Source organism: Mesorhizobium sp. M0074 (genome assembly GCF_040322975.1).
GTDB lineage: Bacteria > Pseudomonadota > Alphaproteobacteria > Rhizobiales > Rhizobiaceae > Mesorhizobium.
Genome location: NZ_JAMYUM010000016.1, coordinates 132,577 through 156,495 on the forward strand (window position 1 = coordinate 132,577; position 23,919 = coordinate 156,495).

The window sequence follows — 23,919 nt, forward strand, 5'->3', positions numbered from 1 at the left end:
GAGCCGCTCTGGACCCGCTGCCGCGGAGTGGACAGGATGATCTGATGGAGAAACCAGCACGAAAGAAACGCGACGGCCGCCAAGCCGTAACGAGTTCCGTCACGTCCGATCGCGAGGAAGGGCTGCTCGTGCGCGCCGCCTGGCTTGCTTATGTCGGTGACCTCACCCAGGCGCAAATCGCCAAGTCTCTTGGCCTGACACGCCTTCGCGTCAACCGGATGCTGGCGCATGCCCGTCAGCGGGGGATCGTTCAGATTCGCATCAATTCCAAGGTGGCGAACTGCATCGAGCTGGAGAACCGGCTGCGGGAGGCCTATGGCGTTTCCGACCCAATCGTGGTTCCGACACCGCCCGATCCTGCCCTGGTGCCACAGGTGATCGCAGCCGCTGCCGGTGAAGCCCTGTCACATAGAATCCGTGACGGGATATCGGTGGGCGTGGGATGGGGACGGACGCTGCAGCTTAGTCTGCGCTCAGTGACCGTGCGCCCCGTCAAAGGGATGTCGGTCGTTTCCCTGCTTGGCGGGCTCACACGTGGATCGGCGATCAACATCTACGAGATCGCTTCCCGGCTCGCGGCGCTCTTCGACGCCGAATGCTTCTACATCGCAGCACCGGTGTTCACGGATACGGAGGCCACGCGCGATCTGCTTATGCGCCAGTCAATTCTGGAAGATGCTTTTACTCATGCCCGCGACGTTGACGCCGCTTTCGTTTCGGTGGGCGCGGTGCACAAGGACGCCACCATCTTTCGGATCGGACTGGTAGGAGACGATGATCTCAGATCGCTCCGCGAAGCCGGAGCCGTCGGCGATATTTGCGGCCACTGGATCGGCGCCGACGGACAACTCGTCGATCACCCGCTAAACAGCCGTGTCATCGGCCTCGCCCCCGAACATCTGCGCGACGTCGACACTGTGATCCTGCCCTCCGGCGGCCTCGACAAGGTTCCGGTGCTGCGCGCCGTGTTGCGTCTGGGAGTCGTCGATGTGCTGATCACCGACGAGAAAACCGCTGAGGCGATCCTTGCGGAAAAGCCGTAGCGCAGACTGACCTCTATCAGCAGAGTGGCTCGCGAGTGATCGCTTCTCCACGTCACAGAACCTCGTGGATTTCCTCGATCGAAGTCTCGCCGATCCGCTTGTCGAGAACGATCTCGCCGCGCGCCATCGCCACGACCCGGTCACAGCATTCGAAAACATGATGCATGTTGTGGCTGATGAAGACGCTGGTGATGTTCTGGGCCTTGAGGGCGCGAACGAAGCCGATCACCTTTCGCGTCTCCTTCACCGAGAGATGATTGGTCGGCTCGTCGAGGATCATGACTTTCGACTTGAAGTGCATGGCCCGGGCGATCGCCACGCCTTGGCGCTGGCCGCCCGACAGTTCGCCGACCAGCGCATCGGGCGACCTCAGATGCAGATCGACGTCGGCGATCGCCTTGACACTTTCGTCACGCATGCGCTTCTGGTCCAAGATGCCGATGCCGAAAACCGAGCCCTTCACCGGCTCGCGTCCGATGAAAACGTTGCGGGCGATGCTCATGGTCGGGACCATCGAATTGTACTGGTAGATCGTCTCGATGCCGCGATCCATGGCGTCGCGCGGGTTCGAGAAGCGGACCGGTTCACCGTCGATCCTGATCTCGCCGCCATCGGGCTTTTGGGTGCCTGACAGGATGTTGATCAGCGTCGATTTGCCGGCGCCGTTGTCGCCGACGAGGCCCAGCGCCTCGTCTGGATAAATGTCCAGAGTGACGTTCTTCAAGGCGTGGACGCCGGAATACCATTTCTGGAGTCCCTTGATCGCGATGATGGGTGCCGCCATGATCAGGTCTCCACCTTCATTGCCCTGCCCCGCTTTCGAAGCCAGGCGTTCACGACGACCGCGAAGATAGTCAGGAAGCCGATTGCCATCTTGAACCAGTTGGCGTCAACCTGGCTCAGCACCAGTCCGTTGTCGATGACGCGGATCAGGGCAGCCCCGATGATGCCGCCGAAGATGGTGCCGATGCCGCCAGCCAGCGAGGCGCCACCGATGACGGCAGCCGACACGGCTTGCAACTCCAGCCCCTCGCCGATCGACGGCAGCGGCGCGCCGAGCCGCATCACCTGAATGGTGCCGGCAAAGCCGGCGAGCACCGAACAGATCATGAAGCAGGCGACCTTCACCCGGGCCGTCGGGATGCCCATCGACTGGGCGGCGGGCAGAAAGCCGCCGGTGGCGCGCACCCAGTTGCCGAAATTCGTGCGCGACAGGAGCACCGTCACCAGGATTGCCACGGCGACAAACCAGAAGAACGACATGCGAAAGAGGTCGCCCGGTCCCACATAGATCGTAAACAGCCATTTCGGCAGAGCGTTGGCTGGGATGACAGGAGGGAAGCCACCGGAGATTACCACCGTCAGCGAACGCGCGATGAACAGCATGCCAAGCGTGGTGATGAAGCTTGGTATCGCGAAACGAATCGTTATGAACCCGTTGAAGAAGCCAATCAGGGCGGCGATCGCGAGCCCGGCGGCAAAGGCCGGCGCGAACGGCACGCCTGCCGCCAGCATCACCGCCATGGTCATCGGGGTCAGCGCAAATACCGAGCCTACGGAAAGATCAAACTCGCCGCATATCATCAGCAGGGTCACGCCGATCGCGACCAGCCCCATTTCAGGCAGCAGCCCAAGCATTCCGCGCACGTTCTGTGTGTTCAGAAATACGCCGTTCGAGCGAATCTGAAAGACGAGGAGGAGGAGGAGCAGGAACACGACCGCCGCAAGCTCCGGCTTCTCCAGATAAATCTTCATCAAGCGCTTCATCATTCGCTCCGGCTTGGGATTGTTTGCGCTGGCTTGTCGCATCGGCAAGGGGATGGCGGCAGTCTGTCTTCTACCGCCCTTGACAAGGGAGATGCCGTTGGAGGATGGGACGGAGCCGACGCCCAGGGGCCTTGCTCCCTGGCCCTTGCCCTTGCCCTCTCCGCGTAAAGAACGAGGAGAGGACGCCGGCTTCGCGCCTACCGCACGCCTTGTGCGGCCAGTTCCTTGAGCTTCGGCACGTCTTCCTTGACGATGATGCCCTTGCCGGTGTCGATGTCTGCCGGCAGCAGACCGACGTTCTTGGCGAGATAGGCTTCCATCACCGGCATGAAGCCCTGCATGTAGGGCTGCTGGTCGACCTGGACCTGGATGTAACCCGCTTCCATCTGTTGCAGGACTTCCGAGACGATGTCGAAGCCGCCCATCAGCACCTTGCCCGGCTCGATGCCGCGATCGATCAGGACCTGGGCCACGTAGGCATGCCAAAGGCCGGTGTCGAAATACACCGTGGTGTCCGGGTGGGCAGACAGATAGGCGCCAACACGATCGGCGACGACGGCGCCATCTGTGCCGGTGTCGAGCCGTTCAATGACCACTTCGCGTCCGGCATTCGCGGCCTTGTATTCCTCAAGGAACTTCATGACACCGGCAGCGCGCTGTTCCGACCAGTTCTGACCGGGCGCGGAGACGCCGACGAGCGCCCTGATCTTGCCTTCCTTGGGGAAGAACTCGGACATCTTCTTGCCGAGTTCGTAGCCGGCGGGAATGAAGCCCTGGCCGATGAAAGCCTGGCGGGCATTGCCGGCTGCACCCTCGGTGTCGTCGACGTTGGACGCGATGACCGTGACGCCGGCAGCGCGGGCGTCGGCGATGATCTGGTCGAAGGCATTGTTGTCGACGATCGAGGTGATCAGCGCGTCCGGTTTTGCCGCGAGTGCCGCCTGCATGTTGGCCGATTGTTGCTCGATCGAGCCTTCGGTCTGGGTGAAGACCATCTGGCAATTGGCCTGGATCTTGGCGCAGGCGTCGTCAAACCCCTTCTTCACCGCCTGCCAGAACGGGTTCGACGCCGACGAATGATGCGTGAAGACGATGTTCATCGGCTCCTGTGCGCGTGAGCCGATTGCCGAGCCTCCAGCCAGTACTGCTCCCAAGGCTGCCGAGATAAGTAGCTTCTTCATGGTTCTCCTCCGTAGAAAGCTGCTTCAGGTTCATTTTCAGAGAGACGATGCGTCAGTCACCCGTCGAAGCGCCGTGAAGGCGCGATCGATCTCCGGGTTCAGTTCCATGCCGAGGCCCGGTCCGGGAGGCACGGTGATCATGCCGTTCTTCACCTGCGGCAAAGCGGTCACAAGATCGCGATACCAGGTCTTGTAAAAGGCCCTGACACTCTCCTGGACAAGTGCGTTCGGCGCATTCAGCGACAGATGGGTCGATGCGCCGAGCACCACTGGACCGGTGCAGTCGTGTGGCGCGACCGGCAGGTGCCATGCCTCAGCCATGGCAGCGATCTTGCGCGCCTCCGAGAGCCCGCCGCACCAGCTGATATCGAGCATAATGACCCCGGCCGCTCCGGTCTCGAGAAGGTCGCGGAAAGCCCACCGGGAACCAAGCGTCTCCGAAGCCGATATCGGCGCCAGCGAAGCCTCGGCATAGCGTTTCAGGCTGGACAGGCTGTCCATCCTGATCGGATCTTCGTGCCAGAAGGTGTTGTAGGGGGCGAGCTCGCGAGCGATCTGCATGGCCGGCAGCAGCTGCCACATTGAATGGAATTCAACCATGATGTCCATCTTGTCGCCGACCGCGTTGCGGATTTTCTCGAATGGCACCAGCGCGGAATTCAAATCGGGCTGCGATACATACTGGCCGCGCGTTTTCTCGGCGGCCATGTCGAACGGCCAGATCTTCATGGCCGTGATGCCTTCCTCCAATAACGAATGCGCCAGTTCGTCGGCGCGGTGAAGGAAGCCGTTCAGATCATCATAGGCGTCGCCGGGCTTATCGAGCCCGTAGTTGGCCGTTGTCTGCCCGGTGGCCTTCTTGATGTATTCGGTTCCGGCACAGGTGTTGTAGGTCCTGATCTCGTGCCTGGTGAACCCGCCGAGGAGTTGTGCGATCGGCTGACCCGTCGCCTTTCCGAACAGATCCCAAAGCGCGATATCGAAAGCGGAATTGCCCCTGACTTCCGCGCCCGTCGATCGGAAACCGAGATAGCCGACGAGGTCGGCGGCAAGCAGGTCGATCTGCAAGGGGTCGCGCCCGATCACGCGCGGCGCGACATATTCGTGCAGATAGGTCTCGACGGTTTCAGCCATGAAGAAGGTCTCGCCCAGTCCCACGAGGCCTTCGTCCGTGTGAACCAGGACCCAGAGAAGGTTCGGCCGCTCCTCGAGCCGCAGCGTTTCCAGTTTCGTGATCTTCATTGCGCCCCTGCTCCTCAGGCGATGCCGGCCGCCAGCAGGGCCTTGACGCTCTCGTCAAAATGCCTGGCCATCAGGTCACGCGCCGACTGGGGATCACCGGTCTCGATTGCTTCGGCGAGGTCGATATGGATCTGGATCATCGCCAACTGCTCGGCATCCGAAGGGCGGGTCCGCCAGCCGATCGGCCAGGTCTGGCGCGATACGCGCTCGAACGCGCCGACGATGAGGCTGAAAACCGGATTCTTCGCAGCCTTGGCGATTTCGAGGTGAAAGGCGAGATCGTGCTCCATGACCTGTTCCGGCCGCTGGAAATTCTCGCGCATGGCGAGCGCGTGCGTCCTGATCCTTTCCACTTCGTCGGCTGTTCTGCGCAAGGCCGCCAGCATGGCGGTGCGGGTCTCAATCGTGCGGCGCACGTCGTAGATTTGCTGCACCGTGATCTGCTCGGTGTGGACGCCATGCTCGATCACCAGCGACATGGCGCCATAATCCAGCTCGGCGACGGTAGCCCGTCTGCCCGCCCTCAGGTCGATAAGCCGCATGGCGGCGAGCGAGCTGAAGGCCTCGCGAACCACGGTACGCGAGACGCTCAATTGTCTCGAAAGCGCGGCCTCGCTGGGCAGCCGGTCGCCGGGCCCGAGCTCATGCGCGCGGATATGGCGCGTGATCTCGCCGATCGTATTGCTGACCAGGCTCGCTGCGTCGGAATGTTTTGCGGATGCGGCCGTGCTCACGCAAGCTCCAGTTCAGGAGTCGGCAAACCTGTATGGCAGGTTCTCCAGATATGTTGATAGTACATAGGAAAGCTGTATGTCAATCGAGTCTTCGCCGGGAGACCCTCGGCATCATCGCCAGGGAGATCGATGACCAGAGGCTTGCATGACCGATGCTGTTGGCGCGACCGATACCGGTCGGCCGGGTGCGGGAGCCTGCGTGATCGAACAGCGATCATCGCGCTTGGGTAGGGCAGACATTCTCGTCGTGAACACCGGCGGGCGGCCGACCATGCCGCCCGAAAATATCTCGGCGGACAATTCACTGATATTTCGATCGACGCACCCCATATGAGCGGAAAGAGTGTCACTTGAGGACTTGCCTATGCTGATTTCGCGTTGGGGACGGTTTGCAGTTTTGTTTGCGGGGTTGTTCCTGGCATTTTCCATGGTCGCTGTGGATCACGCCGATGCGCGCCGTGGCGGCAGCTTCGGCAGTCGCGGCATGCGCACTTTCCAGCCGGTCCCGCCGACCAGAGTTGCGCCGCAACCGGCCGCACCGGTCGAGCGCTCGATGACGCCCAATGCGGCCACGAACAATGCGGCCCGTCAGCCGCAGGCATTCCAGCGCCCGGGCTTCTTCAACGGCCTCGGCGGATCGATGATGCGTGGGCTGCTTCTCGGCGGTTTGATCGGCGTTCTTCTGGGCCATGGCTTCGGCGGCTTGGCCGGCATGTTGGGTCTTTTGCTCCAAGTGCTGCTGTTCGGCGGCGCGATCATGCTGGCGATCCGCTTTTTCCGCTCGCAATCGGCCTACAACCCAGCGCCCGCTACGGCTGGAGCCTTGCGGGGCGCAGGGAATTTTGGGCGAAACGCAGCAGCCCGGCCCGAGCCGAGCAACGCCACAGCTTTCCCTATTCCAGCCATCGGGTCAGGATATGGCGGAACGAGCCAAGCCAACGCTTCCGATGAGATCACACTCACCAAAACCGACCTCGACACCTTCCAGCAACGGCTGACGGAAGTTCAGGAGGCGTTCGGGCGTGAGGACCATGCTGCATTGCGCCGCTTGGTGACGCCCGAGATGGTGTCCTATCTGTCCGAGGAACTTGCCGACAATGCCAAAAAGGGCGTCAGGAACGACGTGTCGGAGGTCAGCCTGTTGGAGGCCGATATTGCGGAAAGCTGGCGGGAGGGTGATCGCGACTACGCGACGGCCGCTTTGCGCTATGAGTCTCGCGACGTGACCCGCGATCGCGTCAGCGACAAGATCATTGAGGGCCAGGCCGATCAGCCGACGGAGACAACCGAACTGTGGACCTTTACGCGCCAGGCCGGGGGTGACTGGAAGCTTGCCGCAATACAGCAGCCTGGCTGATGTGCTTGCCTTCATTGAGATATCTGCGCAGAGGTTGTTCAGGTTTCGCGCCACCACTCGAAGGCCAGCGCCCTTTTCGCGCGCTCGATCAATCCATCACGGACTGATGAGGTAGCTCACCAGGGCGCGCCGGCGTCGCCTTGCGCCGGTCGGTCAATCGAGTCTTTAGCACATCGATGAGGCTGATTGTGATGGCGATCACCGCAGGTCCGAGGACAAGGCCGGATGCTCCGAACAAGACGATGCCGCCGACCGCGCCGATAAAGGCCACCACCGTGTGGAGGCGCAACCGGTTCCCGACAAGCATCGGATAGAGCAGATTGTCGATGCCGCCGACGATGACGCCGCCCCAGACGGTCAATATCGCCGCACTGGCCCAAGCTCCCTCCAGTGCGAGATAGACCGCTGCGGGCACCCAGATCACAAATGCCCCGAGCACGGGCACGATGGCAAGAAGTCCCATGACAAGGCCCCAAAAGACTGGCGTCGGCAGGCCGAGCCACCAGAACATCAGGCCACCCAATGTTCCCTGGACGGCGGCGACGAACACGGTGCCGAGTAGTGTTGCATGGACGGTCTCCGCAAAGCGGGACAAGATGTAGGCTGTCTCCGGAGCGCGCAGGGGCGACAGGCCCACGACGGCTTGCAGGCCATGTTGGCGGTCGCGCAGAAAATAGAACAGAAGATAAAATGTCAGCCCGAACATCGCGACTTGATAGATGGAGCCACGCAATAGCGATGTGCTTTGTCCCGTCAGCCATTGCACGAATGCGGCGACTGAGCCGGCCGGATCGAATTGGTTCTCGATCCATTGGGCAATGGCCGAAAGCGTGGGACAGCCAGACATGAAGCCGTCTGCGTCCCAACCGCGGATGACCTCCTCCAGATAAGTCGCTCCGTTTACCGCCTCGCGAACGAGCTGTTGTGCGACGAGCGCCAGCGGCAGGCCGACGGCGATCGCCGCGACACTTACCGATATCAGCGCTGCCAGGTTTCGATTTCCGACCCGTCTCTCAACCCACCGGTGAGCCGGAGACAGAACGATTGCCAGGACGAGCGCCCAGGTCAATGCCGGCAAAAAAGGCAACGCCAGCAGATAGCAGACGTATAGACCGATCGCCGTCGCTGCCACGACGCCGAGCAATCTCAATTGTTTTACATCCGGCATCTGTTTCACGTCGGCATCTCTCGCTTTGTCGCAAGCCCAGCGAGCGTAATGGTTTTCCCGAAGAAAAGGCAGGTCGGTTGCCGTACCCTTACGGTCAGGCCGCCGGTGAGGCGCTTCGAGTGACCTTCAGGGATTTTGACGGCATGCAAATCGAACCTGATATCGCTCGCCTGCGCTTTGACGGCCTTTCAGCCCGTCTGTGACTGGCAGATGGGGCTTGAACAAAAGCGACGACAGGAAAACGTTTCAGAACTCCCACGGAGATGTCAAAACGAGTCCTGCCCTCTCGAATTCAGTCAGATTGCGCGTGGCGAGGCGGCCACCGTTTACTCGAGCGATCGCCGCGATCATGCCATCGGGTGCCGACATGCCGCGTCCCTGGCGAGCAGCAGCACCCATAATTTCCCCATAAACCAGCGCAGCTTCTTCTGTCAGACCGAAGATGCGGTCTGCGAAACGCCGGCGCCAGTCGGCCAACCCTTGCTCCAGCCGTTCGGCATGTTGATCCGGTCTTATCTTCTGGATGCCGAAGGCGATCTCGGCAATCGTCACGGTTGGAAGCGCGAGTTCGGCATCGTATCGGATCAGCCAGGCAATGACTGCCTCGTCTGGGGTCTTTTTCAACGTTTCGGAAACGACGTTGGTATCGACAAAGATCAAAGCTCGACGCCTCGATTCGGCCGGCGACTCTCACGGATCACCGCCTCAAGGTCGATGTCTGTGCCGGATTGCGCTGAAAGCCGCGGATAGAAGGCAGAAGCAGGCTCACGACCGGCCTCGCGGACCTCGTAAGATTCGAGGGCGCGCTCGACCACCTCCGCAATCGAGCGGTTTTCACGGCGGGCAAGCCGGTGTGCAAGATCACGCGCCTTAGCGCTGCGGACTGAGAGTTGTGGCTCGGCCATATCCGACTCCTGGCACAGCAATATAGGCTCATTTGGCTTCCTAGCAAGATGGCTGCTGATGGCTTGATGTCAGAAGCAATCTTGCAGGGCATATTGGTGGTCGCACAGAAAATAGGCAGTAGACCTGCCCAAGCTCCACCGACCGAAGAGTCCGTGTGTTGCGGCCGCCCTAACGCCGGATGTGAGCGCCGCATCTACCGCTCGCGACTTCGCCTACTACGCTCCCGACTCCGGGCTTTTCGACGGCAACTCTAAGTTCGGCAAGCGTTGGGCTCTACCAGCCCCTGAAGCGTTCGGTCGGCTCGGCGGGTAGCCGAGCGGGCCATGTGCTCACAAGTTCGGCCACCGCGGCGGCCGTGGCGGGCTCGGCCTCGCGGTGCTGCCCCGCATCATCGGAGATAGCGAGCCGGGGTTGCGGCGGTTGACCGGGGAAATCCTGGGGCGGCAGAGCCTCTCGGTCGTCTACCGCCGCGAGGCCGCGCTGGCGAGTTCGGTTCCAATCATCGTCCGTTTCCTGATCAACGTGATGCGGCGACATTTTGGCGCGATGCCGCGCTGAGCGGTCAGAACCTGAAGGTCGACGAGACAATCGACGGCTTGTGTGAGTTGAGCCTTTGCCCATGGCCGTGCGGCGGCTTCCCTTGCTGTGTTGAAGGTCAGTGCCAACTGTTGCTACCGGTGGTGCTCGGCTGGTGCGACGAGAACTTCAGCCATAGTGAAGGCGCGGTTTGGGCACTGTTTCGGTGAACTGCACACCGACACGGTCGTTCCTGCGCCAGCGCAACACAGACCGATAGGCAACGCCATCGGTCGGCACGTAGAGAAGGAAATGCTCCGGCACCAGGGCTTCGACCGGCACCTTGAGTTCGGCTCCGCCGACGTTCTGGTTTCGAATGGTGCAGCTGATTTCGGAGTTGTTGATGCCGTTAATGATCGCGGCACCCTTCAGGACGCGCTGTCTCCGTTCGCGGCGGTTGTTGCCTTCTTCAACCATTGTGACCTCCGTTAGGCACCCCACTTGTATATCAGAACCGCCCACGCGCGAGCCGGATTAAATCGCGGAGCGTTGTCCAGTCGGGTCAAAAGGGTGTTTCCATATGCCTCGGCCCCTTGCCTCGGCCTGATACAGCGCCCTGTCAGGATTCTTGAACTACCCTTCCGGGTAGCCGATGGGTCCGCCCGGAGGGGGTGCCAACGTCCGCCTTCAGCCGTTGCGCCAAGTTCTTCATGAGCCGCGTCGGGAGGCTAAGGTCGCCGGTCCCATCGCAGGGCCGGACATCAGCAGTGCGAATTCATCTCCACCAATCTCGCAACCAAGCCACCACGTCTGATTGCTTTCTCAAGACGCCGCGCAATCGCGACCAGAAGCGTCTCGCCAACGGCATGCTCGAAATTGTCCTCGCGTGGCGTCGCCAGTTTTTTTCGGAGAGATGATCGTCCAGGCTTGTGCCCGGACCAAGCGGCTCCTCCCGATGTTCGACAGGCGCCTGAATGATATCGGCGCGGCACCCGCAGGTGCGCTGTGCGAGGGAATAACTGCCGGAATATGTGCTCTTCGTCGCCAGGCCGGCGCCGATCGCCGTTAAACGATAGCGCCCGCTGTGCATGGACTTCCGCACTGGCGAGATCGTGAGCGAGCGCGGAGCCGGCGGCCGGCATTATGTCCGTCAGGGAGTCTCTGCCGCCGGTCCGCGCTGTGCAGCGCGCGGGCGATGGCGTTAGGCAGGGAATAGCGGCCGAGGTGAGGGACGGCAAGCCGCGCATTGCCGGGGCAAAGGCCGTGATCATACATGCCGTCCCCGATCTATAGCCAGGATGAAGGCCCGCGCCGAAGTCTACGTTCTGCGGCGGTGGCGGTGAAGCAGACCTGAACGCAAGCAAAGAAGAACAAGCCGATCACTGCGCATGTTGCGTAAAGAGACTATTGGGTGCGCTCATGACGCAACCAACGGAACTGTGACAGTTGTCGCATAATTTATCGAGTATCGGTCGAAGTACGGAAACTCGATCGCGAACGCATATTTGGCGGTCAGATGGGCCATTCGAAAGCCGCCGCTGGGGGCGTCGATTGCTATTGTTATATCGACATCGGTTAATCCCAAACTCAGCAATTTTGCCGTGGCTATCGCTTTTATCTCGGCTTCGGTCAGCGAATTCTTCATTTGCAGCGCTCGTGAGGACGTTTCCAGAGTATAGCGAACACTTGACATGGCATTCAGAGCCCAGCCGAATGCGAAGATGCCGATCAAAAGCATTATCAGAATAGGCGCGATCAGCGCGAACTCCAGTGCGGCTCCGCCTGATGCCTCACGTATGAAGGCTCTCCCTTTAGCGAACACGTATCACCTGTTTGTGGCTGAGCTCGCGCGAGAGGGAAAACTCGCCGAAACTGAAGGGCGGGGACCAGGTGGCCGTCGCCTGTATTTCAACGAAAACCGCGGAAGCTTTCAAACTGTCGCACAGCACAGATGGATCGACCACGATGATCCCGCACATATATTTCCGGCTCAGCGTCACCTGCGCGTCATCGGGATGATTTTCCCAGCTCGAGAGGGCGACGGTCTGGGTAGCCGCGTCGTCGGCTGCGCCTTGCATCACGAGATTGGCCGCCGTTTTCACGCCCGCACGCATCGACAACGCGCTTGATACAAAAGACCAGCCGTCAATGATGCCAAGAAGTACCAGGCAAAGGATCGGCACAACCAGCGCAAACTCCACCGCGGCAATACCCGAATCGCTCCCGAACATCCGGGCTGGTAACCGTGCCACGAAGATTACTCGACAAGCTTTATCGATTGCGTGGCCGGAATGTCTCGCATCCCAAGGCTCGTGCAATCCTGATTGACGTTCGCATTGCCGGACCACTGCACGGTACTGGCGACGACCTGAGTGCAACCACCTTTGCCCGAGAAATTGCCGAGGTAATTGACATCCTGTGTTGGAAAATACAAAGCGCCGGTCAAAAGCGAATCTGCCGTGCCATTAAACGTGTTCGATCCCGTCTGGTTAGCTTTGTCTCCGTAAAACAGCACCCCCGAATAGGTGCCTGACGTCGGTGCGCTGAGCTTGACAATGGCCGTGCCGTTCATGCTGACGCCCGAGCTGCCGGCCAGATAGATAATGACTCCCTCGCCTGAAATATTTGCATTCGAGTTCGCTTTGAAATCTCCTCCCTGAATGACGTATACCCCGGGCGAGAGCGTCACATTGCCGCTCAAGCTGAGCCCCCTGCAGTATGTTCCAGGTTGCAACGTCGACTGATTGCTGTTTTGACAGGGGTTCGTGGCCGGTGGCGCCGGCAAGTCGGCAAAAGGATCGGCAGCGGGCAACGCCTGGGTTATCGGACTGGCGCAGACGGTCGTCACGGGGTTGCTCAACGAAACACCGCCTGCCGATATTAGGCAATCGACCTGAAGGTTTGCCGATCCCTGAAGCTTGATGGCGTCCGCGGCTATCGAATTCGACATCACGACGCAGCCGGTCAGTTTGAGGTTCGAACTGCCGGAAAACAGCGCCGCTTTCGGATCGGAAGGATTGCGCGCCATAAGGCAGGCCTTTGAAGAATCCGTGATAAGAGCCACCGCTCTTGCCCGTGCGCCGACCGGGTTTTGCGTGAATATCGATGTGAAAAACCGATCGAGGGTCTGATGAACGATGACCTCGACGGCCTTTTGGGCGACATTCGGGCCGGAAGACGGAGGCGTGAAGATTTCGATTGTGCCTGTTGCCGGGTCCCAGCCGTTCGTCGTCGCTGACAGTGTCGCGGCGGAGACAATCGTTGGCTTGTCAGATCCCGAAACTTTTTCCAAAGCGCCAGCATAGGCCGCCGCATCCGCCACCGCCTGTAATTTCAGGCTGTTAAAATACCAGTAGGAGGTCTCGATACCGAGACCCGCTGCGCCGACGACAATCGGCAAAGACAGGGCAAAAATGGTAGCAACGTTGCCGCTCTCGCCTGTTTGTCGCAGACGGCTAACAAACCGCCTCAAGATACGGGCACCCCATTCCATGGAAATATTTAAGCCAGGATGAATGAAGGAACGACTAAGGATTTCACTCCATTTGACAGGTGCGCTCCTTGGGCGGCCGGCACGAGCTCCGGCGGCCGCACTCGGCGAGCACGCTGCTAATAGCTGTACCTGCGCGCCGGCGATGCCGATGTCGCGATTCTTTACGCGCACAGGATGCCTCCGGCCGTTGTGATTGTGGACCCGCCAGAGCGCAACTGCTCGACAACGCCTTTGCTATTGATAATAATGCAGATTTGCATTATCTAATCGTGTGGATGAGTTGGAGCTGCGAAAATGACTACATTGACCGTGACGGCACGGGGACAGGTGACCTTCCGCAAGGACGTTCTGCAGCATCTGGGCATCAGGCCGGGCGAGAAGATCGAACTTGATCTGCTCCCCGACGGCCGGGCGGAATTGAAGGCGGCGCGGGCAAAGGGATCATTCCGGGAGCTCTACGGTTTTCTCAAGGGCAAGACGAATGGCCGGGTGTTGAGCATTGAAGAGATCAACGAGGCAATCGCGGAAGCGGGTACTGCAGCGGGATCGAGCAAGGAATGAAAGTCACGGCCGATACCAACGTTCTGCTGCGTGCCTATGTCGCCGACGATGAACGACAGGCGGAAACGGCCGTCGATCTCTTGGCGAAGGCAGACATCGTGGCCGTTAGCCTTCAGGCCTTGTGCGAGTTCGCATGGGTTTTGGGCCGACAGTATCAAACCGCACGCGCAGATATCGTGGCGGCAATCCGAGCCTTGGCGAATACCGCAAATGTCGTCGTCAACCGGCCAGCTGTCGAGGCAGGGCTTGCAGTGCTTGAGGCCGGCGGTGATTTTGCGGACGGCGTGATTGCCTTCGACGGCGACTGGCTGGGCGGGGAGACATTCCTCTCCTTCGACCGCAAGGCGGTCAAACTGCTGTCAGCGCAAGGACATCCTGTTCAGCTTCTTTCCTAGCTGTCCTCAGGCGTGTCGACATTGTATTGCCTGACGCGCCTGGCGGAATCCAACCCATTAAATGCCGGGACTAAACAGCTAGCCACAACGAGAGCAACTGCTGATCTGTAGAATGAGCAGGTTCGGTGAACTTTGCGTTCTCCTTACAGATCGTGTCCTGGACACTCCGCAGTTCACGTTCGACGCGCTTGCCGGCGCCCGCGTCTGGTACATCTCGAATGATGTGACAGTGCAATATGCTGGGTTCTCCTTGTCGCGCGAGGAGGATTTCGGCTGGGTCGATCCGGTGATCGGGGCGCGCGCGCCTTCTACAACATCACCGACAGGCTTTCCGTGATGGCGCAGGCGGATATAGGCGGGCTTCGGGGTGGGCGCCGATTTCACCTGGCAGGTGCTGGGAACCGTGAATTACCTGCTTACCGACCACCTCTCGGTTTCCGCCGGCTATAAGCACTTGGCGATCGACTACGATGACGACGGCTATGTGTTTGATGCAACCCTGTCCGGTCCGGTTCTCGGCATAACATACCGCTTCTGAGCCGCCCATATCTGACGTTCCATACTGACGGTGTGCCTTTCCTGGTCGTGGATTGATCCTTCTGCCACGGGAGTGCTGATTGCTTCACGTGTCGGCGGTTCGGCATCTTCGCCGTCATTCTGCTATTTTCGGCTCTCCGCTGAAGCTGGCGGTCTGGTTGGGTCGGAACTGGTTGACCAATGTCATCCTGCGCCGACAAACTCGATCACGGCGCGAGCTGGTCAAAGCACCCGATCGGTCCATCGCGTTCCGCAACGGGCCCGACACGGTCCGTCGCATGGACATCCGCTACGGCAAATCGGCAAATGAAGCGACTTGGCATCAGTCGGCCCGCGTAGAGGGCACTTCCGGCATTTCGTCTTCCGAAACTCTCGCTTCAGGAAATTGAAGGGCAAATCGTGACCCTGAGCGGTCCCTGACCGCGACTGGCACAAACGTCGCCAAAGGTATACCTAGCGCCTATTCATACTCCCCTGAGAGACACGATTGCGCTACCAAGGTCAGGCATGTAGCCGCTCATCGCTGTGAGGCAGGGCTCAATGGCTAAGCCGCCAGCTCCAATACGCGCTGCCAGCGCGGATGCTCGTGCAGTGGCGCAAAGTCAGAATCCTGCTTCACCCATGCCTTGGTCTCGTGGTTTGCATGAGGCAGCAGGCGTTCCAGCAGATCGAGCGCACGATCGAGCTCGCCGAAATGACAGCAAAGGCAGGCGGTATTGTATTGCGTCAGAATGTCGTCCGGATCGATTGCCAGCGCACGTGCCGACCATTCCTTGGCACGTTCGGTCTCCCCGATCAAGGCGAGAGCATTTGCGCCGAGATAGGCTGGCCGGGGGTTCTCAGGATACTTCGCCAATTCGCGCTCGGCGCGTAACACGCCTTTGCGAGCCGCTTCCCTTTCGTCTTCCGGCCGCCCTAGAGAACGATAAACCTGCATAAGCAGAAGAACAGACTGATAGTCATCGGGCTTGATCTCGGCGGCCCGCTCGTAATGGTGGGCAGCCCCTTTGAGCTTACCTTGTGCATAGCACGCACGCGCGTAGAAATAATGCGCTTCGAATAGATTGGGATCACTTGCGATAGCCTGCTCGAACTCCTTTTCGGCCTCTTCATATCTTTGGCCGACCGAGAGAGCGAGACCACGCGACGCGTGTGCTTCTGCAAGTCCACTTTCGATATCGAGCGCCTTACCGCTGTTGGCCAGAATGCTTTCGAGAGAAACTTTCTCGTCGTAATTTAGGAATAGAAAGGAGTCGCAGTCGGCGATGCCCGCATAGGCGCGCGCATAAAGTGGGTCGAACTCGATTGCTTTGCCAAACATCCGCTTCGCCAGCACATAGTAGGTTTTGGACGTTCGGTGAAAAAACTCTCTCCCCCTCAGATAATACGTATAGGCCTCTACATTGTCAGTGGGCGCAGCCCTGATCGCCTTCTTTTCGGCCGGCAGCAGCTTGACCTTGAGCTGATCGACGATGGTGTGAGTGATCTCGTCCTGGATCGCGAAGATGTCGGTGAGTTCACGGTCGTATCGGTCGGCCCAGACGTGACCGCCATCAGCCCCGTCGATAAGCTGTCCCGTGATACGGACGCGCTGACCTGCCTTCCGTACGCTCCCCTCGAGCACGAACTTGACGCCGAGTTCCCGCGCCACTTGCTGCACCTTCACGGGCTTGCCTTTATAGGTGAACACCGTGTTGCGGGCGAGGACGTGGAGGCCGGAGATTTTCGACAGGTCGGTGATGATGTCTTCGGTAATTCCGTCGGAGAAATACTCCTGCTCGGGGTCGCCGCTCATATTTGTGAACGGCAGGACAGCGATTGAAGGTTTTGCCTTCATGTGGCTTTGAGGAGATGCTGTCATCGCGCTGTCCTCAAAACTGAACGGCGCGGCGAGTGCGACGTGGTAGACTCTGACCGGCCGGTCGATGTTCTTGAGCTCGTGTTCCCCCGTGTCCTCGAAATCCAGATCAAGATTCTTGCCAAGATGGTCACGAACCGCGCCGGAGATAGCGATACCTCCGGGCCGGGCGATGCTTTCAATTCGCGCCGCCACGTTGACGCCGTCGCCATAGATGTCGTTGTCATCGAAGATAATGTCGCCAACATTGATGCCGATGCGAAATTCGATGCGGCGCTCCTCTTGCACGTCGGCGTTGCGCTCGAGCATCCTGCGCTGGATGTCGGTCGCGCAAGCGACAGCGTTCACCACGCTCTGGAATTCCACCAACATACCGTCGCCTGTGAGTTTCACGATCCGGCCCTGGTGCTCGGCGATCTTGCTGTCGACCAGTTCTCGCCGATGCGTCTTGAGCGCCGAAAGCGTGCCGCCCTCGTCGAGACCCATGAGCCGGCTGTAACCGACCACATCGGCAGCAAGTATCGCGCTAAGTCTCCGTTCCATGCGCGGCTAGCCTGTTTTACGGCGAGTCAGGGTAACAGGTTCTCACAGCAGCGGCATCACACTAAATCGGCTCCTCGTAATATTCGGAAGGAGAAGGCATCAACTGAGGTGCGGACGAGGCGTGTCACGGAGATGAAGCGGAAGCGATGAAAGCCCCTGCGTCAAGAGTGTCACCGCGGCCTCATGGTTTTTTCTACGGCGATCACGGAGCGTCCGCTTACTGTACCTATCCGAAGTTGACAGGCACGTTCTGGAAGGCCCGCTACTGGCGCTCCTTATCCTGCTGGTGCAAGCGTTTCCCTACCCCCGCACCGTACTGCGGTCGGATTCAGGCATCTTGCCGGAACTCACGATAATCGTCATCCTTGCCAGCCCGACGGCCAGCGTTCCGACCGGCCGTCACGGAGTGCCCCGCCCTTGCAAGAAGACGACGCCGCAAACGCATTCCAAGAGGCGATCCTCGCTTCGGTGGTTCGCTCATCGCTCGACTGCGTGATCGTCACGGACGAAGCCGGATTCGTTGTTGAATTCAACCCGGCGGCCGAGGCGACCTTCGGCTATTCGCGCGCTGAAGCGGTCGGCAGACAGATCTCGGAGCTCATCGTCCCGCCGCATCTGCGCAAGGCGCACGCAAACGGGCTTGCGGCCTATCTGGCGGGTGGCGCCCCGCGGTTGCTCGGGCGTCGTACAGAGCAGACTGCCATGCGAGCGAACGGCACCGAGTTTCCGGTGGAACTCACGATCACCGAAGCCCGGAGCGGCAAACGTCGTTTCTTCACGGCGAGCTTGCGCGACCTGTCGCAGCGCCACGCTGCCGACGCCGCTCTGCGTGCCAGCGAAGCCCGATTGGCGGCGTTCATGAAGCATGCTCCCGTAGGCATGTACCTGAAGGATACCGACGGGCGCTATCTGATCGCCAATCCCGAAATGGGAAAGGTCTTCGGCCGGCCGGCCGAGAGCGCAATCGGATTAAGCGCGGCCGACATTTTCGGGCCCCAGGAGGCCGCGATGATCGCGGAAAACGATCGCCGCGTCCTGGAATCGGGACAGGCGATTGCAATCGAGGAATTCCTAAGCAACGCGGCCCACTATGCCTGGAGCCTTGTCGTCCGCTTTCCCGTTCTGGGGGCCGATCAGCAGCAGGCGCGCATCGGCGGCTTCGATATTGACATTTCCGAGCAGAAGCGCGCGGCCGAGCGCCTGCTGCGAAGCGAGCGGCGCTTCCGAGACCTCACTCACCATCATCCGGTTCCGGTCGCGTTCATAGACTCGCGAACGAGGCAGCTGATTAGCGCCAATCCCGCCTTCCGCGAGATCATGGGTATAGGCCCGCATGACGAGGACCGCTTCCGGCGGCACCGCTGGTTCGCCACACGGGAAGACTATCGGCGCCTCAGAACCCTGTCACGTCAGCAGCCGCGCGCCGACGGCGTGGAGGCTCAACTTCGGCGTCTGGACGGCTCCGCGTTTACCGTGTCGCTGAGTTGGCGCCACATCGAGATGGACGATCGACCGGTGATCGTCGGCAGCATTCTTGATCTCACCGCAACCAAGGCGGCTGAAGCCGAACTGGCGCGGTCGCGTGAGGCATTGGCTCAGAGCGAGCGGCTCAACGCACTTGGTTCGCTGCTTGCCGGCGTTTCGCACGAACTCAACAACCCCTTGGCGGTCGTCGTCGCGCAGGCCCAGTTGCTGGAAGAATTTCTAGGCGGAACCGCCCACGCACAGCGGGCCGGCAAGATCAGACTCGCCGCCGAGCGCTGCGCACGCATCGTGAAGACCTTCCTGGCAATGGCGCGACAACGCCAGCCGGAGCGCCGCAGTACCAACATCAACGATCTGATCCGCGCAGTTCTCGGCATCGCCGGCTACGGTTTGCGCACGGCGGGCATCGAGGTGCTATGCCGGCTCGCCGAGGGCCTGCCGCCTCTGGAAGTCGACCCTGACCAGATGCATCAGGTGTTCTACAACCTGATTGTCAACGCGCAACACGCCCTGCAGGAGATACCCGCACCGCGGCGGATCGAGATCGAAACGTCGCTTGAAGGCAATGACCTCCAGATCGTGATCGCCGACAATGGCCCCGGTGTGCCCGCCGAGATCCGGAATCGCATTTTCGATCCGTTTTTTACCACCAAGGCTCAGGGGGCGGGAACCGGGATCGGGCTCGCTTTCTCGCTCAGTGTGGTGCAGTCGCACAATGGACGACTGGCCCTGCTTGACCGTGCGGACGGCGCGCATTTCCGGTTGCTGTTGCCGGTGGAGGCCTGCACTTCATCAGATTCAGTCGAAGGTGTTGCGGCGCACTCGGTCGCGGGCATCGGTTGCACCGCCCTTGTGGTCGATGACGAGCGGGAGGTTGGAGAAACGATGGCAGAGCTACTAGAGGCTGAAGGTTTTGCCGTCAGGATCGTCGAGGACGGCGCCGGCGCCAAGGCAGCGCTGATGAGTGCTGTTTTCGATGTGATCTTTTGCGATCTGCGAATGCCGAACATCGACGGCCCCGCTTTGTTCGACTGGGCCTGTCAGGCAACCCCGGGCATAGCGGAGCGATTCGTTTTCGTTACCGGCGACACGCTCGGCGGCGCTGCGGCGCGCTTCGTTGAACGGGCCGGTCGACCAGTTGTCGAGAAGCCGTTTTCGCGCGATTCTATCCGCCGGGCACTAAGCTCGTTGGCAGACGTTCCGCGCTAGCCAACGACCCTCTTTGCGCGCTGGCGCCTTCGGACAACACCGCAGCGTCAGCGAACACGCATCGCAGTCCAGCTTGCTCGTGCAATACCGCATAAGCCTTTTTCTTCGACACTGGCGTTGGAATACGTGCGTTTCACGAAACTCGGCCCGCAATTCGATCAGCCGGTAACGACCAGAAGACCTTCCGTTCAGGGGAAGCGTGAAGGGCTGCTTTCCCATCGGTAAGCTGCTGATCGGAGTCATCTCTCCAAAAGTCAGGTCGTGGCGCGACCGAGCCGGCCGAAGGGTTCGGCTCCACCCTACTGCCGTGGAGCGTTCTACGTCGGGGTTGGGTGGTGAGCAGACCTCTGGTTCGCTAGAGTCCCAAGTCTCCACCGGGCTGCAGACCGAAACCCGGAAAACGCTTATCTCATAGTAAGCTGATGCATCTGGAGCGCCTATGATGAAGCCGACCGGATCCAACGAGGCAGTGAGGATCGAAGACCTTGACGACGCGGGGCTGGTTGAACACGCGCGACAGCGTGACCCCGCCGCATTCTGGTTAATCATCAAGCGTCACAATCAGCGGCTTCACCGGGTCGCCCGCGCCGTCCTGAATGACGACACTGAGGCGGAGGACGTACTTCAGGAGACCTATATCCACGCGTTCACTCATCTGGCCGAATTCCGCGCGGAGGCGCGGCTGTCGACCTGGCTCACCCGGATCGCGCTGAACGAGGCGCTGGGACGCCGCCGGAAAAGGCGACCCACTGTCGACGTGAAAGTCATCGAAGGCATGGTCGCTCCGTTCAGCGCCCACAAGCCTGATCCCGAAGAAGCGGCCGCTCTCGCTGAAATCCGCAGCCTCCTGGAGCGAGCCGTCGGTGGCTTACCAGAGCCCTTTCGGATCGTCTTTGTCATGCGGGACGTCGAGGAAATGAGCATTGAGGAAACGGCTTTTCTTTTGGCATTGCGACCTCAGACAGTGAGCACCCGCCTTTATCGCGCACGCCGGCTGCTTCGCGAGGCGCTGCGGGACAAGCTCGCCACCGTGTTCACGGATACGTTTCTCTTCGCTGGCGCCCGTTGTGACCGCCTCGCGCAATCAGTCTTAGATCGGCTCGCAATCAGCCTGGTTCGAAAAAATACTCATCAGTTGAACGTGGCGAGCGAGCGCACGTAGACGCAGTCCACGTCGAGCTTACGCCGGCTCCCTTCGCAGGGTTTTTTGTAGCGGGACGCGGGAATATTTTGGCGCCCCGGACCATCCAATCGTCGGGCAAATGCATTCGGCGCCGCGGTGCTGACAGCGGTGTTGAACCAACAAACATAGGAGACCGCCATGCAGGGCGCACTTCACCTATCCCGGCGTCAGTCGCTTCAGGGACTTGTCGTACTCGGTGCCGGAGCGGCACTCGGAATCGCGCGGCCTTCTCCGGTATTGGCACAGGACATATCGGACGAGGACATTTTCCGCTTTGCGCTCAACCTCGAATATATGGAGGCCGAATATTACCTCCGCGGCACCACCGGGAAAGGTATCGACGCAGCCGATGCCGGTTCGAAACCCGGCGACGTCGTTGGCGGAAAGCAAGTCTCTTTCGAGACGCCCGCCATCGGCCAATTCATGCAGGAAGTCGCCGAAAACGAACTCGCGCACGTCCGCTTCTACCGCAAGACGCTTGCAAAGAACGCCGTCGACAGGCCGGCCATAGATTTCGATGCGGGGTTCAAGGCGGTTACGGAGGCAGCTGGCCTCGGGCGGGACTTCGATCCCTTCGGTAACGAAACGAACTTCGTTCTCGGCGGCATGCTGTTCGAGGATGTCGGCGTCACCGCCTATGCGGGTGCGGCGACAGTTCTGAAAAACAAAGACTTCCTCGCCGCCGCCGCAGGCATCCTGGCGGTCGAGGCCTACCACATGGGAATGGCGCGATCTACGCTATACCGGAAGGGAGAGGAAGCCTGGAAGGCCGCCAACGCTGTCTCAGATGCCCGAGACAAAATCGACGGATCGGACGATAAGGACCAGGGGATCCAGGTGGACGGGAAAGCCAACATCGTTCCTTCAACGCCGGACGCAATCGCCTTCACCAGAACACCGCAACAGGTGCTCCGGATCGTCTATCTCACCGACAAGGACGGAGTGAGCAAGGGTGGCTTCTATCCGGAAGGGATGAACGGCACGCTCAAAAGCACCTAAGCCAGTTGCGACGGGTAATGATTGGCCGCCGGAAACTGAGCGGCCTGATATCGGCTGCTCTCGGAAAAAGACCATGAATAATGATGATAATGGAACCACGGATCGTCAGCTTCGCCACAAGCGAACCTCGGCCCTTCTATGCGCCATGAGTGAATCCTCGCGCTGACGACATCGCTGTGGCTTGTCGGGTAGTACAACGCTACGCTGCTTGGCCCTAGCCGACACAGCGCTCTTCGCAAAGTCGCGCACGACCTGCACGAATGCCTCCGGTCTTTCGACGGGCATGAACTCGCCAGCTCCGCTGATGACCTTACCTGTCAAGGCCTCGGCACCAATTGCCTCGATCCCAGCAACATAGTCCTCGATTCCGCGGCCGTCCGCGTCGCCGTGCAGATAAAGCATGGGCGTCCGATCCGCTTGTGCCGCATGTTCTTCTTGGCGTCCGCCTCGAACGCTCGATATCAGTCGATTGAGATCGTAGGCCACTACGGCTCGGAAGACCTTCCCATTGGCGCGCGCAGGGTCTTCGTTGTGGTTGAAAATACCGCCAAATCGGTCATTCGGGGCCAAGAGCTCCAAACAGAGCAAATCAGAAATCGACGGGATAGAAGAAGGTTGGTCGCTGATCTGAAACGTGACCGTTGAAGCGCATGAGAGGCCAGTGCGGAGCGTCAGTTTTGCCGCTTGGCAGTTAATCAGCCGGAGTGCTTTTCATGGACCTGGTCGAGCTTGGCCCAAATCAGCCGGTGATCGTCAAAGTCGAGCCCACCGGTGACGACGATCTTTGAGCCGGGAGGAAAGAGCACCTCATAATCGAACCGCTTCTTCGTCATCGAGGACGTCACGGCTGTCGATCCATCGCCGAGGTGAATTGCGGTGGTTGACCTTCGACCCGCTGTGCGCAAGTGAGATTTGCCGTGCTGCTACTGAAAAATTCGGAAAGCCCACTTGTCCTGCCTCGGGTTCCGACGCACACGCGAGAAGCACGGTTCGGCCATAACTCGAGGGCACGCGCCGCGGTCTGGAGCGGCGATCGCTGTCTGGTCGAGACCGCCGGCACTATCCGAAACAATGTGAGGCGCGATCGCGATCATGTGGCGCTCTATGGCGATCCTCGTAGTCCTGCCCGGGTTGGACAAGGAAGCTGTGGCAGAGCAAATTCGCGGGAACATTGAGGCCGCCGCTTTTCCGAGCCCTGCACCTGGCGTGTCGCACCGCGTCACTGTCAGCATCGTAGTTGCGGTTCAGGCGGCCGACGAGGCCATCTCACCGGAGCATCTTCAGTGTCAGGCGGATGCGCGACTCTATCTTCCCAAGCAGACCGGCTGCGCCGAGTGCTGCTCCACAGACCGGAGTCGTCCGAGCGCAAAGATATTCGGTTGACGGTAATGCCGTCAGCCGGGTGCAGTGCAAGAATAGTCGTTTCGCTCCGCCCTCCTTGAACGGCCGAGGTCGATTTTGCGGAGGACCGCTGCTGCTGGTCGCCATCTCCGCGCTCAGAACACCTAGTCTCAGTCTAGCGAGGAGCTCGATCGACGTGACCGTGACGATCGGCTGAAGCCATCGCAGGACCATTATTTTGAAGGGCCCGCTGCACCTTCCCGGGGCAGCGGGCTTGGCATTTGTGCGAATGCTAACTCCTTTGGTACGACCCCAAAATCAACCATCCAGGTTTTCATAAATGGCCCCTTCCCCGCAGCACGCTGTCTGGGATGTTTCGGCACACGATCGTGATATCGAAG

The 23,919-nt window shown here is 60.2% G+C and carries 23 protein-coding genes and 3 pseudogenes; 11 read left to right on the plus strand and 15 right to left on the minus strand.

Annotation, left to right across the window (positions count from 1 at the left end):
- Positions 1 to 44 precede the first annotated feature (44 nt).
- On the plus strand, positions 45 to 1,043 hold the full coding sequence (locus NKJ73_RS21710; RefSeq protein ID WP_352455505.1) for a sugar-binding transcriptional regulator: 999 nt from the start codon (positions 45 to 47) through the stop codon (positions 1,041 to 1,043).
- 52 nt (positions 1,044 to 1,095) lie between these two features.
- On the opposite strand, the gene NKJ73_RS21715 is transcribed toward NKJ73_RS21710, so the two are convergent.
- From NKJ73_RS21715 to NKJ73_RS21735, 5 genes are all read right to left on the minus strand, one after another.
- Positions 1,096 to 1,827, minus strand: coding sequence for an ATP-binding cassette domain-containing protein (locus tag NKJ73_RS21715; protein ID WP_352455504.1), 732 nt, complete (start codon positions 1,825 to 1,827; stop codon positions 1,096 to 1,098).
- A 2-nt stretch (positions 1,828 to 1,829) separates the two neighbouring features.
- Positions 1,830 to 2,810 (minus strand): ABC transporter permease, encoded by a 981-nt coding sequence (locus NKJ73_RS21720; RefSeq protein WP_352455503.1) that lies wholly within the window; start codon positions 2,808 to 2,810, stop codon positions 1,830 to 1,832.
- Positions 2,811 to 3,007: 197 nt separating this feature from the next.
- Complete coding sequence (locus NKJ73_RS21725) at positions 3,008 to 3,991, minus strand: sugar ABC transporter substrate-binding protein (protein WP_023678770.1); 984 nt, start codon at positions 3,989 to 3,991, stop codon at positions 3,008 to 3,010.
- A 36-nt stretch (positions 3,992 to 4,027) separates the two neighbouring features.
- Positions 4,028 to 5,233, minus strand: coding sequence for a mandelate racemase/muconate lactonizing enzyme family protein (locus NKJ73_RS21730; RefSeq protein WP_352455502.1), 1,206 nt, complete (start codon positions 5,231 to 5,233; stop codon positions 4,028 to 4,030).
- A 14-nt stretch (positions 5,234 to 5,247) separates the two neighbouring features.
- Positions 5,248 to 5,967, minus strand: coding sequence for a FadR/GntR family transcriptional regulator (locus tag NKJ73_RS21735; protein WP_352570962.1), 720 nt, complete (start codon positions 5,965 to 5,967; stop codon positions 5,248 to 5,250).
- Positions 5,968 to 6,334: 367 nt separating this feature from the next.
- On the opposite strand from NKJ73_RS21735, the gene NKJ73_RS21740 reads away from it, so the two are divergent.
- A complete protein-coding gene (locus NKJ73_RS21740; protein ID WP_352570971.1) occupies positions 6,335 to 7,324 on the plus strand; it encodes a Tim44 domain-containing protein in 990 nt (329 codons plus the stop codon).
- An 88-nt stretch (positions 7,325 to 7,412) separates the two neighbouring features.
- Here NKJ73_RS21740 and NKJ73_RS21745 read toward each other — a convergent pair whose 3' ends face one another.
- The 3 genes from NKJ73_RS21745 to NKJ73_RS21755 form a co-directional block, all read right to left on the minus strand.
- A complete protein-coding gene (locus NKJ73_RS21745) occupies positions 7,413 to 8,492 on the minus strand; it encodes an AI-2E family transporter (RefSeq protein WP_352455626.1) in 1,080 nt (359 codons plus the stop codon).
- 246 nt (positions 8,493 to 8,738) lie between these two features.
- Positions 8,739 to 9,152 (minus strand): type II toxin-antitoxin system VapC family toxin, encoded by a 414-nt coding sequence (locus tag NKJ73_RS21750; protein ID WP_352455499.1) that lies wholly within the window; start codon positions 9,150 to 9,152, stop codon positions 8,739 to 8,741.
- Positions 9,149 to 9,397: a plasmid stabilization protein gene (locus NKJ73_RS21755; protein ID WP_352455498.1), complete on the minus strand. Its 249-nt coding sequence runs from the start codon at positions 9,395 to 9,397 to the stop codon at positions 9,149 to 9,151. The genes NKJ73_RS21750 and NKJ73_RS21755 overlap by 4 nt, the downstream gene beginning before the upstream one ends.
- 376 nt (positions 9,398 to 9,773) lie before the next feature.
- Between NKJ73_RS21755 and NKJ73_RS21760 the strand changes: the two genes are divergently transcribed.
- Positions 9,774 to 9,956, plus strand: a complete 183-nt coding sequence (locus NKJ73_RS21760; RefSeq protein WP_352455497.1) for a hypothetical protein — start codon at positions 9,774 to 9,776, stop codon at positions 9,954 to 9,956.
- 147 nt (positions 9,957 to 10,103) lie between these two features.
- Here NKJ73_RS21760 and NKJ73_RS21765 read toward each other — a convergent pair whose 3' ends face one another.
- From NKJ73_RS21765 to NKJ73_RS21780, 4 genes are all read right to left on the minus strand, one after another.
- Positions 10,104 to 10,391 carry a PilZ domain-containing protein gene (locus NKJ73_RS21765; RefSeq protein WP_352455496.1) on the minus strand — a complete coding sequence of 96 codons (288 nt, stop codon included), beginning with the start codon at positions 10,389 to 10,391 and terminating at the stop codon, positions 10,104 to 10,106.
- 940 nt (positions 10,392 to 11,331) lie between these two features.
- On the minus strand, positions 11,332 to 11,736 hold the full coding sequence (locus NKJ73_RS21770) for a TadE/TadG family type IV pilus assembly protein (protein WP_352455495.1): 405 nt from the start codon (positions 11,734 to 11,736) through the stop codon (positions 11,332 to 11,334).
- Positions 11,726 to 12,145, minus strand: a complete 420-nt coding sequence (locus NKJ73_RS21775) for a TadE/TadG family type IV pilus assembly protein (protein WP_352455494.1) — start codon at positions 12,143 to 12,145, stop codon at positions 11,726 to 11,728. Before NKJ73_RS21775 ends, NKJ73_RS21770 begins: the two co-directional genes overlap by 11 nt.
- A gap of 26 nt (positions 12,146 to 12,171) precedes the next feature.
- The gene (locus NKJ73_RS21780; protein WP_352455493.1) at positions 12,172 to 13,578 is read right to left on the minus strand and encodes a pilus assembly protein TadG-related protein; all 1,407 of its coding nucleotides are present in this window, start codon (positions 13,576 to 13,578) and stop codon (positions 12,172 to 12,174) included.
- Between the two features lie 123 nt (positions 13,579 to 13,701).
- Here NKJ73_RS21780 and NKJ73_RS21785 point away from each other — a divergent pair, with 123 nt between their 5' ends.
- From NKJ73_RS21785 to NKJ73_RS21800, 4 genes and pseudogenes are all read left to right on the plus strand, one after another.
- Positions 13,702 to 13,968 (plus strand): AbrB/MazE/SpoVT family DNA-binding domain-containing protein, encoded by a 267-nt coding sequence (locus NKJ73_RS21785; protein ID WP_059186960.1) that lies wholly within the window; start codon positions 13,702 to 13,704, stop codon positions 13,966 to 13,968.
- Positions 13,965 to 14,363, plus strand: coding sequence for a type II toxin-antitoxin system VapC family toxin (locus NKJ73_RS21790; protein ID WP_352455492.1), 399 nt, complete (start codon positions 13,965 to 13,967; stop codon positions 14,361 to 14,363). Before NKJ73_RS21785 ends, NKJ73_RS21790 begins: the two co-directional genes overlap by 4 nt.
- A 151-nt stretch (positions 14,364 to 14,514) precedes the next feature.
- Positions 14,515 to 14,901, plus strand: a pseudogene (locus NKJ73_RS21795) (porin family protein); the annotation flags it as partial.
- A gap of 79 nt (positions 14,902 to 14,980) precedes the next feature.
- Positions 14,981 to 15,289 (plus strand): hypothetical protein, encoded by a 309-nt coding sequence (locus tag NKJ73_RS21800; protein ID WP_352455491.1) that lies wholly within the window; start codon positions 14,981 to 14,983, stop codon positions 15,287 to 15,289.
- Positions 15,290 to 15,444: 155 nt separating this feature from the next.
- Here the strand turns inward: NKJ73_RS21800 and NKJ73_RS21805 are convergent, their stop codons facing one another.
- The gene (locus NKJ73_RS21805) at positions 15,445 to 17,301 is read right to left on the minus strand and encodes a TPR end-of-group domain-containing protein (protein ID WP_352455490.1); all 1,857 of its coding nucleotides are present in this window, start codon (positions 17,299 to 17,301) and stop codon (positions 15,445 to 15,447) included.
- A 417-nt stretch (positions 17,302 to 17,718) separates the two neighbouring features.
- Here NKJ73_RS21805 and NKJ73_RS21810 point away from each other — a divergent pair, with 417 nt between their 5' ends.
- The 3 genes from NKJ73_RS21810 (at position 17,719) to NKJ73_RS21820 (ending at position 22,177) form a co-directional block, all read left to right on the plus strand.
- Positions 17,719 to 19,995 (plus strand): hybrid sensor histidine kinase/response regulator, encoded by a 2,277-nt coding sequence (locus NKJ73_RS21810; RefSeq protein ID WP_352455489.1) that lies wholly within the window; start codon positions 17,719 to 17,721, stop codon positions 19,993 to 19,995.
- A gap of 439 nt (positions 19,996 to 20,434) precedes the next feature.
- On the plus strand, positions 20,435 to 21,157 hold the full coding sequence (locus tag NKJ73_RS21815; protein WP_352570963.1) for an RNA polymerase sigma factor: 723 nt from the start codon (positions 20,435 to 20,437) through the stop codon (positions 21,155 to 21,157).
- Positions 21,158 to 21,316: 159 nt separating this feature from the next.
- Positions 21,317 to 22,177 carry a ferritin-like domain-containing protein gene (locus tag NKJ73_RS21820; protein ID WP_502903568.1) on the plus strand — a complete coding sequence of 287 codons (861 nt, stop codon included), beginning with the start codon at positions 21,317 to 21,319 and terminating at the stop codon, positions 22,175 to 22,177.
- Positions 22,178 to 22,282: 105 nt separating this feature from the next.
- Here the strand turns inward: NKJ73_RS21820 and NKJ73_RS21825 are convergent, their stop codons facing one another.
- Both NKJ73_RS21825 and NKJ73_RS21830 read right to left on the minus strand, forming a co-directional pair.
- Positions 22,283 to 22,579, minus strand: coding sequence for an alpha/beta hydrolase (locus NKJ73_RS21825; RefSeq protein ID WP_352455487.1), 297 nt, complete (start codon positions 22,577 to 22,579; stop codon positions 22,283 to 22,285).
- 302 nt (positions 22,580 to 22,881) lie between these two features.
- Positions 22,882 to 23,074: pseudogene (locus NKJ73_RS21830) on the minus strand (SLOG family protein); the annotation flags it as partial.
- Positions 23,075 to 23,205: 131 nt separating this feature from the next.
- On the opposite strand from NKJ73_RS21830, the pseudogene NKJ73_RS21835 reads away from it, so the two are divergent.
- A pseudogene (locus NKJ73_RS21835) lies at positions 23,206 to 23,619 on the plus strand (GGDEF domain-containing protein); the annotation flags it as partial.
- Between the last annotated feature and the right edge of the window lie 300 nt (positions 23,620 to 23,919).

What these genes read in the sequence shown, in the direction of transcription:
- NKJ73_RS21820 (WP_502903568.1), top strand. Translation starts at nt 21,317, where the DNA reads ATGCAGGGCGCACTTCACCTATCCCGGCGTCAGTCGCTTCAGGGACTT.
- NKJ73_RS21775 (WP_352455494.1), bottom strand. Translation starts at nt 12,145, where the DNA reads ATGTTCGGGAGCGATTCGGGTATTGCCGCGGTGGAGTTTGCGCTGGTT.
- NKJ73_RS21765 (WP_352455496.1), bottom strand. Translation starts at nt 10,391, where the DNA reads ATGGTTGAAGAAGGCAACAACCGCCGCGAACGGAGACAGCGCGTCCTG.
- NKJ73_RS21805 (WP_352455490.1), bottom strand. Translation starts at nt 17,301, where the DNA reads ATGGAACGGAGACTTAGCGCGATACTTGCTGCCGATGTGGTCGGTTAC.
- NKJ73_RS21825 (WP_352455487.1), bottom strand. Translation starts at nt 22,579, where the DNA reads ATGCTTTATCTGCACGGCGACGCGGACGGCCGCGGAATCGAGGACTAT.
- NKJ73_RS21785 (WP_059186960.1), top strand. Translation starts at nt 13,702, where the DNA reads ATGACTACATTGACCGTGACGGCACGGGGACAGGTGACCTTCCGCAAG.
- NKJ73_RS21745 (WP_352455626.1), bottom strand. Translation starts at nt 8,492, where the DNA reads ATGCCGGATGTAAAACAATTGAGATTGCTCGGCGTCGTGGCAGCGACG.
- NKJ73_RS21720 (WP_352455503.1), bottom strand. Translation starts at nt 2,810, where the DNA reads ATGAAGCGCTTGATGAAGATTTATCTGGAGAAGCCGGAGCTTGCGGCG.
- NKJ73_RS21715 (WP_352455504.1), bottom strand. Translation starts at nt 1,827, where the DNA reads ATGGCGGCACCCATCATCGCGATCAAGGGACTCCAGAAATGGTATTCC.
- NKJ73_RS21710 (WP_352455505.1), top strand. Translation starts at nt 45, where the DNA reads ATGGAGAAACCAGCACGAAAGAAACGCGACGGCCGCCAAGCCGTAACG.
- NKJ73_RS21730 (WP_352455502.1), bottom strand. Translation starts at nt 5,233, where the DNA reads ATGAAGATCACGAAACTGGAAACGCTGCGGCTCGAGGAGCGGCCGAAC.
- NKJ73_RS21725 (WP_023678770.1), bottom strand. Translation starts at nt 3,991, where the DNA reads ATGAAGAAGCTACTTATCTCGGCAGCCTTGGGAGCAGTACTGGCTGGA.
- NKJ73_RS21790 (WP_352455492.1), top strand. Translation starts at nt 13,965, where the DNA reads ATGAAAGTCACGGCCGATACCAACGTTCTGCTGCGTGCCTATGTCGCC.
- NKJ73_RS21815 (WP_352570963.1), top strand. Translation starts at nt 20,435, where the DNA reads ATGATGAAGCCGACCGGATCCAACGAGGCAGTGAGGATCGAAGACCTT.
- NKJ73_RS21755 (WP_352455498.1), bottom strand. Translation starts at nt 9,397, where the DNA reads ATGGCCGAGCCACAACTCTCAGTCCGCAGCGCTAAGGCGCGTGATCTT.